14 protein-coding genes are annotated in these 17,430 nt (G+C 59.1%); 8 read left to right on the top strand and 6 right to left on the bottom strand.

The annotated features are described in order from the left end of the window. Positions 1-16 precede the first annotated feature (16 nt). Both DW821_RS03405 and DW821_RS03400 read right to left on the bottom strand, forming a co-directional pair. The gene (locus DW821_RS03405) at positions 17-2,266 is read right to left on the bottom strand and encodes a KUP/HAK/KT family potassium transporter (RefSeq protein ID WP_118065575.1); all 2,250 of its coding nucleotides are present in this window, start codon (positions 2,264-2,266) and stop codon (positions 17-19) included. Positions 2,267-2,405: 139 nt separating this feature from the next. Next, positions 2,406-3,317 carry a DMT family transporter gene (locus tag DW821_RS03400; RefSeq protein ID WP_118065573.1) on the bottom strand — a complete coding sequence of 304 codons (912 nt, stop codon included), beginning with the start codon at positions 3,315-3,317 and terminating at the stop codon, positions 2,406-2,408. 118 nt (positions 3,318-3,435) lie between these two features. Between DW821_RS03400 and DW821_RS03395 the strand changes: the two genes are divergently transcribed. The 6 genes from DW821_RS03395 to DW821_RS03370 all read left to right on the top strand — a co-directional run bounded on the left by DW821_RS03395 (position 3,436) and on the right by DW821_RS03370 (position 11,285). Further along, positions 3,436-4,293 carry a LysR family transcriptional regulator gene (locus DW821_RS03395; protein ID WP_118065571.1) on the top strand — a complete coding sequence of 286 codons (858 nt, stop codon included), beginning with the start codon at positions 3,436-3,438 and terminating at the stop codon, positions 4,291-4,293. A 202-nt stretch (positions 4,294-4,495) separates the two neighbouring features. Next, the gene (locus DW821_RS03390; protein WP_117757320.1) at positions 4,496-5,977 is read left to right on the top strand and encodes an aminotransferase class I/II-fold pyridoxal phosphate-dependent enzyme; all 1,482 of its coding nucleotides are present in this window, start codon (positions 4,496-4,498) and stop codon (positions 5,975-5,977) included. A 227-nt stretch (positions 5,978-6,204) separates the two neighbouring features. Further along, positions 6,205-7,239: an amidohydrolase family protein gene (locus DW821_RS03385; RefSeq protein ID WP_118065569.1), complete on the top strand. Its 1,035-nt coding sequence runs from the start codon at positions 6,205-6,207 to the stop codon at positions 7,237-7,239. A gap of 25 nt (positions 7,240-7,264) precedes the next feature. Next, entirely contained in the window at positions 7,265-8,512 is a 1,248-nt protein-coding gene (locus DW821_RS03380) for a hypothetical protein (protein ID WP_128620467.1), read from the top strand. Positions 8,513-8,530: 18 nt separating this feature from the next. Beyond that, on the top strand, positions 8,531-9,649 hold the full coding sequence (locus DW821_RS03375; RefSeq protein WP_117647440.1) for a neutral/alkaline non-lysosomal ceramidase N-terminal domain-containing protein: 1,119 nt from the start codon (positions 8,531-8,533) through the stop codon (positions 9,647-9,649). A gap of 193 nt (positions 9,650-9,842) precedes the next feature. Continuing rightward, on the top strand, positions 9,843-11,285 hold the full coding sequence (locus DW821_RS03370; RefSeq protein ID WP_117736463.1) for a PTS transporter subunit EIIC: 1,443 nt from the start codon (positions 9,843-9,845) through the stop codon (positions 11,283-11,285). Between the two features lie 123 nt (positions 11,286-11,408). Here the strand turns inward: DW821_RS03370 and DW821_RS03365 are convergent, their stop codons facing one another. Next, complete coding sequence (locus DW821_RS03365; RefSeq protein ID WP_118065567.1) at positions 11,409-12,332, bottom strand: LysR family transcriptional regulator; 924 nt, start codon at positions 12,330-12,332, stop codon at positions 11,409-11,411. A gap of 36 nt (positions 12,333-12,368) precedes the next feature. After that, positions 12,369-12,779, bottom strand: a complete 411-nt coding sequence (locus DW821_RS03360) for a peptide deformylase (protein WP_117778906.1) — start codon at positions 12,777-12,779, stop codon at positions 12,369-12,371. Between the two features lie 204 nt (positions 12,780-12,983). Here DW821_RS03360 and DW821_RS03355 point away from each other — a divergent pair, with 204 nt between their 5' ends. Next, positions 12,984-14,399 (top strand): MFS transporter, encoded by a 1,416-nt coding sequence (locus DW821_RS03355; RefSeq protein WP_118065565.1) that lies wholly within the window; start codon positions 12,984-12,986, stop codon positions 14,397-14,399. A 152-nt stretch (positions 14,400-14,551) separates the two neighbouring features. Beyond that, positions 14,552-15,412 (top strand): hypothetical protein, encoded by an 861-nt coding sequence (locus DW821_RS03350; RefSeq protein WP_118065563.1) that lies wholly within the window; start codon positions 14,552-14,554, stop codon positions 15,410-15,412. Positions 15,413-15,814: 402 nt separating this feature from the next. Here DW821_RS03350 and pdxT read toward each other — a convergent pair whose 3' ends face one another. Then, positions 15,815-16,402: a pyridoxal 5'-phosphate synthase glutaminase subunit PdxT gene (gene pdxT / locus DW821_RS03345; protein WP_118065561.1), complete on the bottom strand. Its 588-nt coding sequence runs from the start codon at positions 16,400-16,402 to the stop codon at positions 15,815-15,817. Between the two features lie 20 nt (positions 16,403-16,422). Next, entirely contained in the window at positions 16,423-17,313 is an 891-nt protein-coding gene (pdxS, locus tag DW821_RS03340; protein WP_118065559.1) for a pyridoxal 5'-phosphate synthase lyase subunit PdxS, read from the bottom strand. Positions 17,314-17,430: the final 117 nt, after the last annotated feature.

Genomic DNA, 17,430 nt, shown 5'->3' with positions numbered 1-17,430 from the left:
TTGATGTGCGACGTCGCTAGAAGTTGGCGTCGTTGAGCTGGGCGCTCTCGAGGCCGTCGAGCAGTTGCTGTTCGGGCGTATCGGCGACGCTCTCGAGCAATTCGGTGGGATCGACGTTCATGTCCCTACCGGCCTCGTTGCCGTTGACCAGGTCGTCCGAGAAGATATCGACTTCCATTTCCTCGGCTTCTTCGATCTGGACCTCGAGCGGCACATGGGTGCGTACGAGTTTAACCGCCGGACGCATGCGGGCAAAGAGAGGCACGTACTCGATGATGATCGCCGAGTTCTCAAGACCGTACCAGCGTGCCGGGCTTCCGCAGGCGCGGCGGACGGCGTACTTGATGGCCATCACGCGGTGGTCGTTGCGGTTGATGTCCGTTTCGGGGGCAAGCATCTTGCGCAGCATGCAAAAACGGAAGTCGCCCACGTTGCCGCGTGTCTCGTAGATGGAGTAGGTGTGATGCTGCGGTGGCAGCTCACCCGATGTCATCAAGTCGCCAACGATCTGACGCAGATAGGCGTTGATGCGCTGGTTGACCTTAAAGCCCAGGTCCAGGCGCACGCGGAACAAAAAGTCCGTGCCAAAGGTCTCGACGGAATACTCGTGCGTATAGGGCTCGTCGGTAACGTTCACGTTGATGAACCAATATGCCTTGGCGCGCTTGGGGTGCTTGTCCAGGATGGAATAGAGCACGTCGCGGTCGAGCGTGAGCGGGTCGGGGCTGTTGGTGAGGAACACCAGATTGTCGGCGAGCACGGGGTAGGTCTCGTCGTTGCGCAGGCGGTTGAGCTGATCGATGTACTTGGAGACGGGCAGTAGGATCGTCTGCGTGCGCTCGATGGCGGTGCCGCGGCGCCACACGTACATAAGGCCAAACAGCAGCGAGGCCAGGAAGATCATCACATAGCCGCCGTCAAAGAACATGGTGAGGCACGAGGCAAAGAAGCAGAGCTCGATGGCGCCAAAAAGCAGGGCAAAGACGCAGGCGCCCAGCTTGTGCTTGAGGATGCCGGCGATATAGCTCGTCAAAAGCGTCGTGGTCATGAGCATAGTCACGGTGATGGCGAGGCCGTAGGCGCTCTCCATGCGCTCGGAGTTTTGGAACAGCAGCACGATGAAGATACAGCCGACCCACATGATGTTGTTGACGAGCGGAATATAGAGTTGACCCTTGGTGTCGCTGGGGTAGTGGATGCGCAGATGCGGCATAAGGTTGAGACGCGTGGCCTCGGATACCAGCGAGAACGAGCCGGTGATAAGCGCCTGCGAGGCGATGATGGCCGCTACGGCCGATAGCACGATGGCAAAGGGGCGCAGGGGCTCGGGAAGCATCATGTAGAACGGGTTGACGATGTCCATCGCGAGCATCTGGGGGTTGGAGTTATTGGCGAGTAGCCAAGCTCCCTGACCCAGATAGTTGAGGATAAGGGCCGCCTTAACAAATGGCCAGGATGCATAGATGTTTGCCTTGCCCACGTGGCCCATGTCCGAGTAGAGTGCCTCGGCACCGGTTGTCGATAGGAAGACAAAGCCGAGCACCATAATGCCCGAATGGTTGATGGGCGAGAACAGGAACATAATGCCGCGGATGGGGTTGAGCGCGCGCAAGATGGACAGGTTGCCGAGCATGTTGAACAGACCGGCGCCTGCCAGGAACAGGAACCACAGCGTCATGAGCGGGCCGAAGAGCTTGCCGATTGACGAGGTGCCGGCGCGCTGCATGGCAAATAGGCCGCAGATAATGATGATGGTGATGATGATGACGTTGGTCTGGCCGTCGCCCAGCAGCGCATGGCCCCATTCGATGGTGCGTAGACCCTCGATGGCTGTGGTGACCGTGACGGCGGGGGTGAGGATGCCGTCGGCGAGCAGCGCCGCGCCGCCGATCATGGCGGGCAGAATCAGCCATGGTGCCACCTTGCGCACGAGACTGAACAGGGCGAAGATGCCGCCTTCGTTGTGGTTATCGGCCTTCATGGCGATTACCACGTATTTGACCGTGGTCACGAGCGTCATGGTCCAGATGACGAGCGAAAGTGCGCCCAGAATCATGTCCTCGCTGACGGTGCCGATGCCGCCGTTGTTGGCGACGATCGATTTCATGGTGTACATGGGACTCGTGCCGATGTCGCCATAGACGACGCCGAGCGTTACGAGCAGCATGCCGGCGGAGAGGGGGATGGCGCCATGCCCGCCCTGCACATGCTGATCTTGGAGGTTTGCCTCCAGTTTGTTGTGTGCCACGAGGACTCCCTTAGACATCCGGTTATCTGTCTAGGACAAAAAACTTTATGCCGTCTTTATACATACAAGAGCAGTTTGGCACATCGGGTTATTTTAGACAATAATCCTCAGCTGGGGATTATTTATCTACGCAGGTAGCATTTCAAAGCAGGGGCTTTTAAGCACGTGCTATCTGGGCGATGCCAGCCTTGGCGTTTGCGCGTTTGCCGGCGAGTTCGCAAAAAATCGCGCCGCCGATGATAAGCGCGGCGCCCATCAGGCGGACCGGTGTTATGGCTTCACCCAAAAGGGCGGCCGAGAACACGACCGCCGAAAGCGGCTCGAGGTAGCCGACGACGGCGACGGTCTGGACGGGCAGCTTGGCGACGGCGCTAAAGTAGAGCAGGCAACCAATGCCGGTGTTGACGACGCCGAGCATAGCGACGGCGCGCCAATCAATACTGGCGGCGACGCCGGCGGACAGGAACGAGGGAGCGCCCTGCGTGATGAGCGTGAGGGCCAGTGCGGTCACAAAGGCGGCGCTCACTTGGAGTGCGGAGTTCTCGAGGCCCTCGATGTGAGGCGCACCCTTGCTGGCGATGACCATCAATGCATAGCAGAAGGCCGAGGCGATTCCACAGACGATGCCCGCAATGGGCATATTGCCGCCTAGACCTTGCGCTGCAATGAGAAAAGCACCGCAGGCGACGGCGATAAAGCCGGCGATTTTGCTGCCGGTCAGCTTTTCGCCAAAAATGAGCGGGGAGAGGGCCATAACGATGATGGGGCCACAGTAATACAACAGCGAGGAGATACCAACGCCGATCGTCTGATAGGCGCGGAACAGGAAAATCCAGCTGGCGCCCAGCGCGGCGCCCGAGACGATGAGCGCTGCGGCCTCGCGGGGGCGAGACGGAGCCTGCAGGTTATGGCGCTTGGTTATGAAGAGGACGGCGGCAAGGGTGAGAGCGCCCAAAAACGTGCGCAACAGTACGATATCGGAGCTCGGCAGCGCGATGGCAGCGGCGATGATGCCGTTGGAGCCAAACAATAGCAATGCTGCTAAGTACGTAAACAATCCGTTGTTCATGTGCTGACATCCCCTCTATATTCGAGCATGTTCACTATGGGTGAACTGGCTTTAGAAGAAAAGCGAATATAATGCATGGATAACATGACAAAAACTCATGTAAAGGTGGAGGGGTGCCGTGGAAACGAATATTCAAAAGATGCAGGTGCTGCTCGAGACGGTGCGGGCCGGCAGTTTTACGCGCGCCGCCGAGCGGCTGAGCTATTCGCAGTCGGGCGTGAGCCGCATGGTGGCCGATCTCGAGGCCGACTGGGGCTTTAAAGTGCTCGATAGAAGCCGCGAGGGCGTAGTGCTTTCTGCCGATGGGCAGCAGGTCATGCCGGCAGTCGAGGCGTTATGCGAAGAGTTTGGCCGCCTGCAGCGACGGGTGGATGAGATGCGCGGGCTCATGCGCGGCAAAATCTGCATCGGTACGTTTTCGAGTGTGGCGACCCACGTGTTGCCGCCGGTGATTGCGCGTTTTCGCGCCGATCACCCGGACGTCGATTATGAGTTGCTGATGGGCGATTACTCAGAGATTGAACAATGGGTGGCAGAGGGCCGCTGCGATCTGGGCTTTATCCCGCGTGAGCCCCGAGAAAATGGCATGACGTCGCGGTCTTTGGCGCGCGACGAGTTGATGGCGGTGGTGCCGACAGATTCGTTGCTTGCCACGGCGGAGTTCGTCTCTCTTGCCGATTTAGCCAACGAGCAGTTTATTCTGCTGGAACGGGGTACCGATGATGAGATTACGCCGCTATTCCGTCGGGCGGGGCTGGCGGTGCGCTCAAAACTGTCGACTTGGGATGACTATGCGATTATGGCTATGGTCGAGGATGGCCTGGGCGTGAGCATCCTTCCGGCGCTCATCTTGCGTCGCTGTCAGTTCGATGTTGCCGTGCGTTCGCTCGAGGGGCATCCCCATCGGCAGATCAACGCCATATATCGAACGGCCGATGTTTCGCTTGCCGCCGCTCGTTTCCTCGAATACCTCTAAATGCGTGCACGTCGTTATCGCCTTGGGATAAATCTCGAGGTCTTGCTCATTTTATTTTTGAAATTGAACTTTTCGAAATAGCACGGCGTTATACTGCTTCCTAAATTGAACTCAGGTTCAATTCGTGTTGTATGAATTGAACTTTGCCAGCAAGGAGGTTCTAGTGGCCCAAGAGACGTTTAGCGATCGTCTGCGACAGGCTATGTCCGATCGCGACGTTCGCCAGTCGGACGTGATCCGCGCATCGGAGATGCTCGGCAAAAAACTCGGCAAGAGTCAGATGAGCCAATATGTGAGCGGCAAGACGATTCCGCGGCGCGATGTGGCTGAGCTGCTCGCCCGTATTTTGGAGGTCGATGTTACCTGGCTGCTTGCCGGCGACGCCGATCAAGGCGAGGCATCATCACCCCGCAACGATTCCAAGCCCGAACCCCATCCCTCAGCTCAAATTGCAAGGAGCACCACCATGCGTACTTTTTCTAAATCCACCAAGCTCGATAACGTCCTGTATGACGTGCGCGGTCCCGTCGTCGACGAGGCCGCCCGTATGGAGGACGAGGGCGAGCGCATCCTCAAGCTCAATATCGGCAACCCGGCGCCCTTCGGTTTCCGCACGCCCGATGAGGTCATCAAGGACATGCGCCAGCAGCTGCCCGACTGCGAAGGCTATTCCAACTCGCGTGGCCTGTTCTCCGCGCGCAAGGCGATCATGCAGTATTCGCAGATCAAGGGCTTGCCCAACGTTCAGATGGAGCATATCTACACGGGCAACGGCGTGTCCGAGCTCATTCAGCTTTCGATGAACGCGCTGCTCGACAATGGCGACGAGATTCTGATCCCCAGCCCCGACTATCCGCTCTGGACGGCGTGCGCAACCCTTGCCGGCGGTCATCCCGTGCACTATCTGTGCGATGAGCAGGCGGATTGGTATCCCGACCTGGAGGATATGGAGTCCAAGATCACGAGCGCGACCAAAGCCCTCGTCATCATCAACCCCAACAACCCCACGGGTTCCGTCTATCCACGTGAGGTGCTCGAGGGCATCGTCGAGGTTGCACGCAGGCATCAGCTGATGATCTTTGCTGATGAGATCTACGACCGCCTGTGCATGGACGGCTACGAGCACGTCTCGATTGCCTCGCTCGCTCCCGATCTGCCCTGCGTCACCTTTAGCGGTCTGTCCAAGTCGCACATGATCGCGGGCTATCGTATTGGCTGGATGGTGCTTTCGGGCAACCAGCGCTGCATGAGCGACTTCATCATGGGCATCAACATGCTCTCCAACATGCGTCTGTGCTCCAACGTGCCGGCTCAGTCGATCGTCCAGACGGCGCTCGGCGGCCATCAGTCCGTCAACGACTACATCCGCCCCGGCGGCCGTGTCTACGAGCAGCGCAACTTTGTGTATGAGGCGCTCAACAAGATTGACGGCATCTCGGTGGTTAAGCCGCGTGCGGCGTTCTACATCTTCCCCAAGATGGATGTGAAGAAGTTCAACATTACCGATGACGAGCAGTTCGCCCTTGACCTGCTGCACGAGAAGAAGATCCTGATCACGCGCGGCGGCGGCTTCAACTGGGCTGAGCCCGACCACTTCCGTATCGTGTACCTGCCGCGCATGGAAGTGCTCAAAGAGTCCCTCGAAGATCTCGCCGACTTCTTCGATCATTACCGCCAGTCGTAACGACAAAGGTAGCCTGTACTAAAACGGCCGGCCCGCAACGGATGCGGGCCGACCGTTTTCTGTCTAAGCCCGTGCTGCTAACGCTTTGTCTCTTTGAGCGAGCAAGGTTCGCGTGTGAGCGGTAAGTTCTATTCCAAAATGGAATACAGTAGGCTTAAGCTGGAATTGATGCCCGGGTACCCGCTTTTCTAGAATGTTCTCAACAAGATGAAAGGCGGTTCCAACCAATGATTATCGATGCAAATTCCTACTGGTTCGACGAGCGCATCTTTCATGACGAGACGCTCTGCGAACAGTTTTTGGCCGAGGTGCCCCGCGCCTACGACACCGAAGGCTATCTGACCGTGAATTCCGTCGGCAAGCGACAGATCGTGATCGAGATGCCCGCCGGTTCTCCGGGCCTTAATTACATCGAGGGCGACTACACCCTCGAGAAGCGCTTGGCCGATATGGATGAGGCGGGGGTCGACAAGGCGATCCTCAAGCTCCCCGGCTGCCACGAGTGGATGTCGCTCGAGATGTGTCGGCGCTTCAACGACGGTATGGCCGCTGACGCGAAGGCGTCAAATGGCCGCCTGATTCCGCTTGTCGCTGTGCCACCCTTTGGCACCAAGGCAAATTTAGAGGAGCTCGACCGCAGGCTCGACGATGGTTTTGCGGGTGTGCAGCTCTGCGCTCACTACGGCAAGCGCTATCTCGACGACCGGGTTTTCTCGAGCTTCTTCGAACACCTGAACGAGCGCAACGTCACCGTTTACGTCCACCATGTTCCCGTACCGGTCGAGAACGAGTCGCTTCTCGCGTACGACAACCTTCGCCGCTCTTATGGTCGCTGCGTCGACCAAACTACGGCGATCGGCCGCGAGATCTTTGGTGATTTCTTCGAGCGCTATCCTAATATCAAGATGGTCCACTCCATGCTCGGTGGCGCATACTTTGCGTTCAAGGAGATGCTGCTGCCTCACGGCCCCAAGCGCCCTGATGCCTCTGGACGTTTTCAGGTCGATACCGAGACCGTTTCCAAGCGCCTCGAGAACAACATCTATTTCGACATGTCCCATGCCCAGCCTTGGGGCAAGACACTCCTCGCCTGCGCGGTTAACGTGTTGGGTGCAGACCATATTGTTTTTGGCACGAGCTATCCGGTTAAACGCGAGTGGCTCACCGAGGGTGTCGCCTGCGTTCGTGCCGCGAGCCTGAGCAATGCAGACACAGATCTTGTGCTTGGCGGCACGGCGCAGCGACTGTACGGTGTCGAGTGAGCGGCAATCAGAGGGGGTGTCTGCCATGGACAAAGGAGAGATGAGGGCTGGGGCCGCCCGTGCGGCCATCGATCTTGGGGGCGTATTGCCGTTTGACGGTTTCGACGAACTCCGCCATGAGGTCTTTGCCCGTGCTCTTGTCATCGAGGGGGCGGGGCGACGCTCCTGCATTCTTTCGCTTGAGGTCACATCGATTGCTCCGGCTCTGCTCGCCGATCTGCGTGAGGTCGTCGAGGATGCCGCCGGCTGCAGTGGCGCTTACTCTTGGGTGGTTCCTACCCACACGTTTTCCATGCCTCACGTTCGCACTCCCGGGCATCTTGCCGATGCTGCTGCCCGCGATCGCAACGAGCGCTATCGCGCAGCGCTCATCGCCGCCGCCCGCACGGCTGTCGAGCGGGCTGTTGCGGGCATTCGCTCCGTCACACTCGCCACGGCGGAGGGCGACTGCCCCGTGAACGTTAATCGCGACATCGAGACGCCGGCCGGCTGGTGGTTGGGCTCGAATCCCGAGGGGTTTGCCGACCACGCGATGCCCGTGCTCGCCATGAGGGATGCCGGGGGCGAGTACGTTGCCGTACTTGCGGCGGCGGACGTCCAGTCCTCCGTGCTCGACGGGTCGCGCGACTCCGAGGGGAGACGCGTGGCGAGCGGAGATCTCTTTGGTTTTGCCGCCATGTCACTCGAGCGTGAGCTGGGCGGCGTTGCCCTGTTGCTGCCGGGCGCCGCGGGCGACCAAGGTCCGGCGGAGCGCGCCATGAACGTCACGTTCGATGCCGCCGGCGTGAAGCGGACGGTCGATGCCCATGAGGACGGATACCGCATGCTGCACCAGCAGGGGCAGGTCTTGGGCGATGCTTTGATTGAGGCCGCTCGCATGGCACGTGAGGATAGCGCTGCCGGCATCGATGCTCGCACGGTCGACGTCCTCCTGCCCGCTCAGACACGCGCCGATTTTTACTCTTTGGCTCCGCATCGAACGTATGAGTTTCATGCTGCCGGTGAGCAGCACACGAGGGTCTATCTGCTTCGGCTGGGAAACGTCGAGCTTGTCGGCGTGCAGCCCGAGGTCTCGAGTACATTCGGCGCCACCGTGCGCGTCGCCCGGTCCGGCTCTGTGCTCTTTGCCACGCTCGTCAACGGCGGACAGAAATACCTACCGGCCCCCGACGCGTACGAAAAGATCACCTATGAGGCCATGAACTCCGGTTTTGCCGCCGGCTCCCATGAGCGCCTCGTCGATATCATCATTGCCGCCTTGAATGCGGCGTAACACAGAAGGAGAACGTGCATGAACATTGGACACGCGCGCCGCAAAATCACCCCACAGGGCGACATCTACCTGATTGGCTATCGCAATCTTCCCAACCGCCTGGAGCCTGCGACGGGCATCCATGACGACGTCTACGCCAACGCCATTCTCTTCCAGCAAGGCGAACGCGAGGTGTTTCTCTTTAATGCCGATGTCCTCGAGTTCGAGGAAAGCATGGCCGAGGAAGTCAAGACAATGCTCGCCGAGCGCTACGGCATTGACCGTGATTGCGTCCTGCTCTCGGCGACGCACGACCATACTTCAATCGTCGCTTACCACCGCAGCTGGTGGACGGGAAAATTCGACGAGAACTACTATCGCTGGCTCCTCGATACCATTTGCCAATGCTTTGAGGAGTGCCGCGCCAATGCGCAGCCCGCGATTTGCCGCCTGGGCAAGCAGGTCGTCACCGGTTTCTATGACAACCGCATCATCCCAGGCGAACTCGCCGACAATGAGGTCATTGTCGTTTCGTTCTTCGATACCGAAGGCAAGCCATTTGCGGGCTTTGTGAACTGGGCGGTGCATTCCGCTTGCGTCGGGCCCGATTGTACGGAGCTCACGAGTGAGCTTGCCGGCCTTACCGGTAAAAAGCTCGCCCCGAGCCTCGGGTACTATCCTGCCATGGTCGTGGGCGCTGCTGGCGACTGCAGCGATCGCAATTTTCGCCAAGGTCGTGGCATCCCCGAGGTCGAGCGCGTGTCGACCGGTCTTGCCGAGGCGATTTCCCAAATCAAGCTCGATCGCGAGGTTAAACTCGACCGTATCGAGCCCCAGACGTTCTATCACACCGTCGCCCATGACGATTTTTCGCTCACGCTCAAGTGCGCCGTTATCAGCTTGGGTGGTATGCACCTCTTTGTGTTTCCGAGCGAGCTCGGCAGCGACCTTGGCGTTCGCATGAAGCGCGAATGTCCGGTTGAGGGGATTGTCTGCGGTTATACCAACGGCTATTACGAGTACTTCCTTCCGGCGCGTGAATACGGCCTCTCCTTTGAGACCGAACGTACCCAGATTCCCCAAGGCGAACCGGAGCGCCTATGCGATAAGTTCTGTCAAACCGCGCGCCTTCTCGGCGCGCCAGATTCGCGCCTGTAGTTTTGCCGCCACGGCATGGGACCCATGAGGGTCGCGGCCGTGTGATCGGCGTTCTTATTTCCCTTGTTATCTCCCATCCCGGACGTATATGCGCCCGCGGATTTTAAAGGGGAGGCGGGTTCTGTGGCTCCCCACGTCGACTACGGGGGTCTGGAATCAATGCCATGCCCCGCTCAGAAAAAGGAGGAATACCATGAAATACCAGCAGCTTTGCGATGGAATCATCGCAAAGGTCGGTGGCCGAGACAATGTGCTGGACGTGAGTCACTGCATTACGCGTCTCCGCTTTCACCTCAAGGACGAATCGCTCGCCCAGACCGATGAGCTCAAGGCCATGAAGGGTGTCGTTGACGTCATCCAGGCCGGTGGACAGTATCAGGTCGTAATCGGTGCCACCGTCGAGTCCGTCTACAATGAACTCGTTCAGATCGGCGGGTTCGACGCCAAGCCCGCGCTTGATATCGATGAGGGCGACAATGTCAAGAAGGGCGATCCGTTCTCGCGCCTACTCGCCATCATTTCCGAGATCCTGCAACCGGTTCTTGGCGTGCTTATGGCCGGTGGCTTCATCAAGTCGATGCTCGCCCTCTGCACGGTTGCCGGCTGGCTCGCCAAGGACAGCAATACCTATGTGACGCTCTCGGCAATCGGAGATTCGGTCTTCTATTACTTCCCGCTTATCATCGGCTGGACGGCTGCCAAGAAGTTCGGACTTAAGCCCGTTATGGGTATGGCCCTCGGCGGCATCCTCGTCTACCCGACGCTCGTTGCCCTTATGGGTGGAGACCCGCTTTACACGCTCGGCACCGGTACGGTCCTTGAGTCCAATGTCTACGGTGATATCTTTGGCATCCCGTTGATTATGCAGAACTATTCATCGACGATTCTGCCTGCGATTTTCATCGTCTGGATCGCCTCGAAGGTGCACAAATTCCTTTCTGGCGCACTGCCCGCGCTTGTGAGCTCGTTCTTCTCCAACATTTTGACGCTTCTCATTTGCGGCATCCTGGGCCTGCTTGTGGTCGGTCCGGTCATGACGGTCCTCTCCAACATCGTTGCCCAAATCATCCTGGCGCTCATCAACTTCCAGCCCGCCATCGCCGGTTTTGTCATCGGCACGTTCTGGAGCCTGCTCGTCATGTTCGGTCTGCACTGGGGCGTCATTCCGCTGTGGTTCATCGATGTCGCAACCTACGGCTATGACCTCATCAACCCTCTCGTATACGCAGGTGGGTGCGCCATCGCCGGTGCCGTGCTCGGCATGATCATTCGAACCAAGGATTCCGAGGAAAACGCTGTCATCAACATCCCTGCTCTCGTCTCGTCGATCTTCGGCGTCAACGAGCCCGCGCTTTACGCCATCCTGCTGCCGCGTAAGCGTCTCATGTGGGCGACCTTCATTTCCGCCGGTGTCGGCGGCGCCATTGCCGGCCTTATGGGTGCCAAGCTCTATGCCTTCGGTGCCTCCGGTCCGCTCGGCTTCCCGAGCTTTATCAACCCCGCTGGCATCGATTCGGGCTTTATCGGTCTTGTCATCTCCGGTCTGGTCGCCTTTATTTTGGCGCTTATCGCCGCTATGGTGATCGGCACCAAGAAGGACGAGGGCGGTCAGACCCTCAACATCTCGGTGGACTAGTCCATCTACCCGCTTTGATTTAAAAGGCCTCGGACGGCAGCTGTGCTGTCCGGGGCCTTTTGCGTTTTGTACCGTTGCCGGTTGGTTTGTGGGGCATCTCAAAAGTGGCGGTGTGTGCTGGGATTACGACGACTGCGGCGCTTCGGAGGTCATGCGGCCGCCCTGTAGAAGCTGGCGATAGGGGAGAAAGCCGATAAACGAGACGACGGCTTGCGAGTACGCAGCGCTCCGTTTGAGGTAGAGCCTGACCTCGGAGGTCGTTGCAGGCTCGAGCGGCACGAGGGCCACCTTGCCGCCGGCGAGTGATTCGGCAGGCTTGCGCATGAGCAGCGAGACGCCGGCATCGCGCGCGACAAGCGAGATGATGTTTTCTGCCCGTTTGCCGGTAAACGTGACACGTGGGCTGAATCCTGCCTTGCGGCAAAGGGAGAGGGTGAGTTCGCTCACGAACGAGCCTTGGGGAAGCATAAGGAAATTCTCATCGATAAGGTCGTCGATCTCGATGGCGTTGCGCTTGGCGAGTGGATGGTCGAGCGGGATAACGGCCACGAGCCGGTCGGTTGTAAAGGGGATTTTTTTAAACTCCGGCTCGATGACGCCGCCGTCGCGGATGAAGGCGAGGTCGATGTCCTCGCGCAAGAGCATCTGCTTGAGTGCGCTGCCTTCGCCCTCGATGAGCTCAACGGAATACGAGGGGTTCGCCTGCTGGAAATCGATGACGGCGTCCGTGATTCCATAGGGAGCCATGATGGGGATGGAGCCCACGGTGATGCGTTCGAGTGGTTCATCTGCGGCTATCTGGATGGCAGCGAGATAGCGATGCTGGAGCGTCGCTATCTTTTGTGCATAGGGGAGGAGCGCTTCGCCTTGCGCGGTGAGCGTAACGTGGCGTTGACTCCGATCGATGAGATTACAGCCGAGCTCGCGCTCCATTGCCATAATGTGCTTGGAGAGAGTCGACTGCGACATGAAGAGCAGCTCCGCCGCATCGAGAAACGTACGCGACTGCGCCAAGATGGCGAACTCACCAAAACGGCTGATATCCATAGGGTAGCCTCCGGTTCCCTCATGTCGGCAAGTAACCTAGATCACGATTCCTTGGCAGTGGTCGATTTCGTGTTGGATGATTTCGGCGGTGTAGCCCGAGAAGTTTTTGATGAGGTGGACGAAATTCTCGTCCAAATACTCAACCTTAATGCGGCGATAGCGAGTACAGGGGCGCTCGCCGGAAAGCGAGAGACATCCTTCGCTCGTCTGATAGGAATTGACCTGCTCAAGAATTTGAGGGTTGTACATCAGCAGCGCCCTGTTGCCGTCCTTTACGCAGATGATGCGTTTGCGCACGCCAATCATGTTGGCGGCAAGGCCCACGCACTCGTGCTCATGCTCATGGAGCGTATCCAGGAGGTCCTGCCCGGTCGCGGCATCGTCGGGTCCCGCGTCTTCGGAAGGCAGGCGCAAAAAGAACTCGGATTTCATGATGGGCTTAATCATGGCGGGCTCCTCATGTCTCGTGCTTTCGTGAACTTTTAATAATAGCGCGGAAGGAAAGCTGCGCGTCAGCGTTACAATCTTTCAACGTTGGACCATGTTGTCGGATCCGTCGCGTGCGGCGTCTGACGTAAGTCTAGGGCTCATGCTCGCCCTGGACTGTTCCTCTGGGGCGATGTGACTGTTGTTCCAAGAGGAAGGAAATGCATGGGGAGCAAATCTCAGCAACAAGTTCAAGCAACGCCATCGGCCACTTCGGCGTTTCTCGTCGTAATGTATATTGCAGCCTTTGTTGCCGCGTTTAACGAGAACATCATTAACGTGGCACTGCACGATATCATGGCGGCCTTTTCGGTGGGTGCCACCACGGCGCAGTGGCTAGTTTCGGGCTACATGATCGTGACATCGATCTTTACGGCCATCATGGCCTATCTGTCCGGTCGTTTCTCGACGCGCAAGCTGCTGTTTTTCGCATGCGGATGCATGGTCGCCGGCGAAGTCCTGTGCCTGGTCGCCCCGTCGTTTGCCGTTTTGCTGCCAAGTCGTATTTTGCAGGCTGCGGGATCGGGTATCTTGTTTCCGCTCATGATGAATGTGGTGCTATCTTGCGCCCCGCGCGAGAAACTCGGTCTGTATCTGAGCCTGGGCGGTGCCTGCATTACGCTGGGGCCGGCGTTTGGACCCGTGATCAGTGGTCTTATGTGCACCTTGTTTGGCTGGAGGGCAGTGTTCGTAGTGCCACTGGTGGGCGGTGTCGTGGTCGCCGCTGCGGGCGCAAGGCTCGTTCGGAATGTCGGAAAGCGCTCGAACTTCACGCTTGATATTCTGTCGGTTGTTTTGCTCGCTGCCGGCATTACGGCATTTGTGTATTCCGTAGGCGAGTTCTCGACCAATCTGATTGCCGGTATCGTGACGCTTTTCGCCGCCGTTGTGCTACTCGGCCTGTTTGCGGTTCGTCAGCTCAAGCTCGAGCATCCGGTGCTCAACGTGCGTCCCATGGCGAGCGTTCGTTTTTGGCCTGCGTGCCTGCTTGTGGTGGTGTCGATGATGACAACGTTCTCGATGAGTGTTTTGTTGCCGCTCTATTTTGAGGGCGCATACGGCATGACCGCACTTGTTGCGGGCTTGCTCATTTTGCCGGCGATTGCCTGCAACGCTGTGACCTCGATTGTGGGCGGACGCGTGATGGATGCCCGTGGCGCGTGGCCGCTGCTGCCGGTCGGCTTTGCCCTGATTGCTGTGGGACAGGCTGCAATTTCGATGACCGCGGCAAGCATGAACATTGGTATTGTCGTGGCGCTGACTGTTGTGGTGTATGCCGGTGTCGGTTTGGTGCTGAGCCCCTCGCAGACGGCCGGCCTGGAGACGTTGCCCGCCGCTGAGCATCCTCACGGAACGGCATTGCTCAACACGTGGAACATGATTGCCGCGTCGTTTGGCCCGTCCCTGTTTATCGGCCTGCTCTCGAGTTCTGCGGCGGTTGCCGGCGCCGCTGGCGTTGCGGCGGACGTTGCCCAGGCGATCGGATTTGCAGCCGCCGTGCGCGTGGCGGCCGTGATTGCCGTTGTCGGGTTCGCGGTGTCGCTGGTGTACGCTCGCCGCGAGTCGCACATGTCGCATTAATGTGTGCACATAGATTCTGCAGCTAGATTGGATGGCGACACCATAAACTAATGGACGTTTTGCCGAGAGGCATGAATGTTTAAAGCGCAAAGAGTGCGCGACGGGCCCCGCGAATGGGGCGATGATGCCCGAGAGGGCCAAGAAGGAGTCTCATGTCTGAGAACGAAGAGATCATGAACGAGACCGAGAACGAGACCATGGCTGCCGAGGTCGAGGCAGTCGAGACCGTGGAGACCGAAGCTGCCGAGGTTGAGGCTGCTGACGAGGTTTCCGCCGAGGAGGCCGAGGTTGTCAAGGCCGCCGCTGATTACGATGACGAAGAGCTGATGGACAAGATGCAGAAGGCCGCCCGCCTGCTGCGCAGCCGTCGCTTTGCTATTTCCAAGGAGGAGGAGGCCAAGGCTGAGCGCATGGCGAACATCGAGCGCGCCATCAAGCTTCTTGACCTCAAGCCCAAGATGGAGCAGAAGGAGATGTCCGACCTGCTGGGCATGCGCCTTCGTGAGCTCGATGGCCTGATGGCCGAGGCCGAGGCTGCCGATCTGGTCGGCCGCATCGACGACGCCGAGGGCGATATGCGCAAGATCGTCGTCTTCGCTGCCGAGGATGCCGCTGAGGGCCTGGTCGAGCTTGCCAACAAGAAGGAGAAGCTCCTGCCTGAGCTTTCTTACGAGGAGGCCACCGAGCTGATGGCCGCTCTCGATAAGGTTATCGCTCCGCTCGTCGCCATGGGCCTGGACGAGGACCGCGGTCCTCGCGGCGGCTTTGGCGATCGCGGTGGCCGTGGTGGTGACCGCGGCGGTCGCGGTGGCGATCGCGGTGGCCGTGGCGGCTTTGGTGACCGTGGCGGCGACCGTGGCGGTCGCGGCGGCTTTGGTGGCAACCGTGGTGGCTATGGCGATCGCGGTGGCAACCGTGGCGGCTTCGGCGGCAACCGTGGTAACGACCGCGGCGGTCGCGGTGGCGATCGTGGCGGCCGCAACGGTGGCGGCTTCCGCGGCAACCGCTTTTAGGGGTTACGCGGTTCTACGAACCGCGTAACTAGTTGACGCTGCGCGCCACCCAGGGCGACAATTTGTCATTCAAAAGGCAAGGCATGACCAGAAGGTCTATGCCTTGCCTTTTTCATGCCAACTTGTTCGCCCTGGGCGGCGCTCGCTGGCGTTGCCAAAACATCGGCGTTGCCTTGATCAAAACCTGCCAAAAAGGGACAGGTTTATTTTGGTCGGTTTTATCTGAGCAAACGTGGTTGTCTATCGCAATGTAGTCGTTGGGAACGTTCTTGTTTGAGTAGTCGTTTAAGAGCGACCCCAATGACTACATAGCATGAGAGTGGATAATCTCCCGGTTTGAGCCTGCATCCAAGCTTGAAGTGGGAGATTATCCGCTCTCGTTTCGTTTGTTGATTTCGATGCCTACATTTGTAGGAGCAGTTCGTGGAGGCGGGTGTCGTCGTCGAGTTCGGGGTGGAAGGTCACGCCGAGTTGTTTGCCTTGGCGCGCGGCGACGATGCGACCATCGACCTCTGCCAGGGCCTTGGCGTCGCCGTGGACCTCGACGATGCAGGGTGCGCGGATAAACGTCAGTGGCACTTCACCGTCGATGCCGGCTACTTGCCCTTTGGTTCGAAAGCTGCCGAGCTGTCTGCCGTAGGCATTGCGCTCGACAAGTACATCCATGGTCGCCAAACGCGGCGTCCCCTTATCGTCGTGGGCGGCAAGATCGCGCGCCAATAGAATCAAGCCGGCGCAGGTGCCCAGGACGGGCATGCCCTCAACAATGCGGGCGCGAAGCCCGTCGAGCATGCCAAGCTCGGCAAGCAGCTTGCCCTGAACGGTGGACTCGCCGCCGGGGAGAACCAGGCGGTCAAAGTTCTGTTGTAAATCGGCCGCCTGCCTCAGCTCAACACAACGTGCGCCGAGCTCGGACAGCCTCGCCTCGTGCTCGGCAAAAGCGCCTTGGACCGCCAGCACGGCGACCGTCTGGCCTGCATAATCGCTCATGTGCGATCCTTTCTGCCGGACTAGCGTCCGCGCTCCTCCATGATGATCTCGATCTCGTCAGCGTTGATACCGACCATGGCCTCGCCCAGGTCCTCAGAAAGCTCGGCAATGAGCTTGGCGTCGATGAAGTTTGCCACAGCCTTAACGATGGCGGCGGCGCGTTTGGCGTGGTCGCCGCTCTTAAAGATGCCCGAGCCGACAAAGACGCCCTCGGCACCCAGCTGCATCATCAGCGCGGCGTCCGCGGGGGTTGCTACACCGCCGGCGGCAAAGTTCACCACGGGAAGCTTGCCCGTGGCATGGACCTCGCGCAGAAGCTCGACTGGAACTTGCAGTTGCTTAGCTGCCTCAAAGAGCTCGTCATCGCGCAGAGCAGCAACGTCGCGGATTTGCTTTTGAATCTTGCGCATGTGGCGCACGGCTTGGACGACGTCGCCCGTGCCCGGCTCGCCCTTGGTGCGAATCATTGTGGCGCCCTCGGCAACACGGCGCAACGCTTCGCCCAGATCGCGGGCACCGCAGACAAACGGGACGTCAAACTGGGTCTTATCGATGTGGTAGACATCGTCGGCGGGGGAGAGAACCTCGGACTCATCGATGTAGTCGATCTCGATGGCCTGAAGGACCTGCGCCTCGACGATGTGACCGATGCGGCACTTGGCCATGACGGGGATGGAGACGGCCTCTTGAATGCCCTTGATCATCTTGGGGTCACTCATGCGCGACACGCCGCCGGCGGCGCGGATGTCGGCCGGGATGCGCTCGAGAGCCATGACGGCGCAGGCGCCTGCCTCCTCGGCGATACGTGCCTGCTCGGGCGTGGTGACGTCCATGATGACGCCGCCCTTGAGCATCTGCGCGAGCTCGCGATTGAGTTTGACGCGATCTGCCTTGCTGGTCTGTTCTGCCATGGTTGCTCCCTTGGTTGGCATGTGCATTGCTTGACAGAAAATCCTATCGGGGAGCTGGGCATGGCAAAATACTCAGTTTTCGAGATAATAATAAGGTCAGCTTAATACCAGATTGAA

It is taken from the genome of Collinsella sp. AM33-4BH (assembly GCF_003469205.1).
Taxonomy (GTDB): domain Bacteria; phylum Actinomycetota; class Coriobacteriia; order Coriobacteriales; family Coriobacteriaceae; genus Collinsella.
Note: the sequence above shows the minus strand (reverse complement) of the source record. Positions and strands in the feature narration are given on the sequence as shown.

Excerpts from the sequence above, each read along its gene's own strand:
- DW821_RS03350 (WP_118065563.1), top strand. The coding sequence starts at position 14,552 with ATGTCTGAGAACGAAGAGATCATGAACGAGACCGAGAACGAGACCATG.
- DW821_RS03365 (WP_118065567.1), bottom strand. The coding sequence starts at position 12,332 with ATGGATATCAGCCGTTTTGGTGAGTTCGCCATCTTGGCGCAGTCGCGT.
- pdxS (WP_118065559.1), bottom strand. The coding sequence starts at position 17,313 with ATGGCAGAACAGACCAGCAAGGCAGATCGCGTCAAACTCAATCGCGAG.
- DW821_RS03380 (WP_128620467.1), top strand. The coding sequence starts at position 7,265 with ATGGACAAAGGAGAGATGAGGGCTGGGGCCGCCCGTGCGGCCATCGAT.
- DW821_RS03400 (WP_118065573.1), bottom strand. The coding sequence starts at position 3,317 with ATGAACAACGGATTGTTTACGTACTTAGCAGCATTGCTATTGTTTGGC.
- DW821_RS03355 (WP_118065565.1), top strand. The coding sequence starts at position 12,984 with ATGGGGAGCAAATCTCAGCAACAAGTTCAAGCAACGCCATCGGCCACT.
- DW821_RS03375 (WP_117647440.1), top strand. The coding sequence starts at position 8,531 with ATGAACATTGGACACGCGCGCCGCAAAATCACCCCACAGGGCGACATC.
- DW821_RS03390 (WP_117757320.1), top strand. The coding sequence starts at position 4,496 with ATGTCCGATCGCGACGTTCGCCAGTCGGACGTGATCCGCGCATCGGAG.
- pdxT (WP_118065561.1), bottom strand. The coding sequence starts at position 16,402 with ATGAGCGATTATGCAGGCCAGACGGTCGCCGTGCTGGCGGTCCAAGGC.
- DW821_RS03360 (WP_117778906.1), bottom strand. The coding sequence starts at position 12,779 with ATGATTAAGCCCATCATGAAATCCGAGTTCTTTTTGCGCCTGCCTTCC.
- DW821_RS03405 (WP_118065575.1), bottom strand. The coding sequence starts at position 2,266 with ATGTCTAAGGGAGTCCTCGTGGCACACAACAAACTGGAGGCAAACCTC.
- DW821_RS03385 (WP_118065569.1), top strand. The coding sequence starts at position 6,205 with ATGATTATCGATGCAAATTCCTACTGGTTCGACGAGCGCATCTTTCAT.
- DW821_RS03370 (WP_117736463.1), top strand. The coding sequence starts at position 9,843 with ATGAAATACCAGCAGCTTTGCGATGGAATCATCGCAAAGGTCGGTGGC.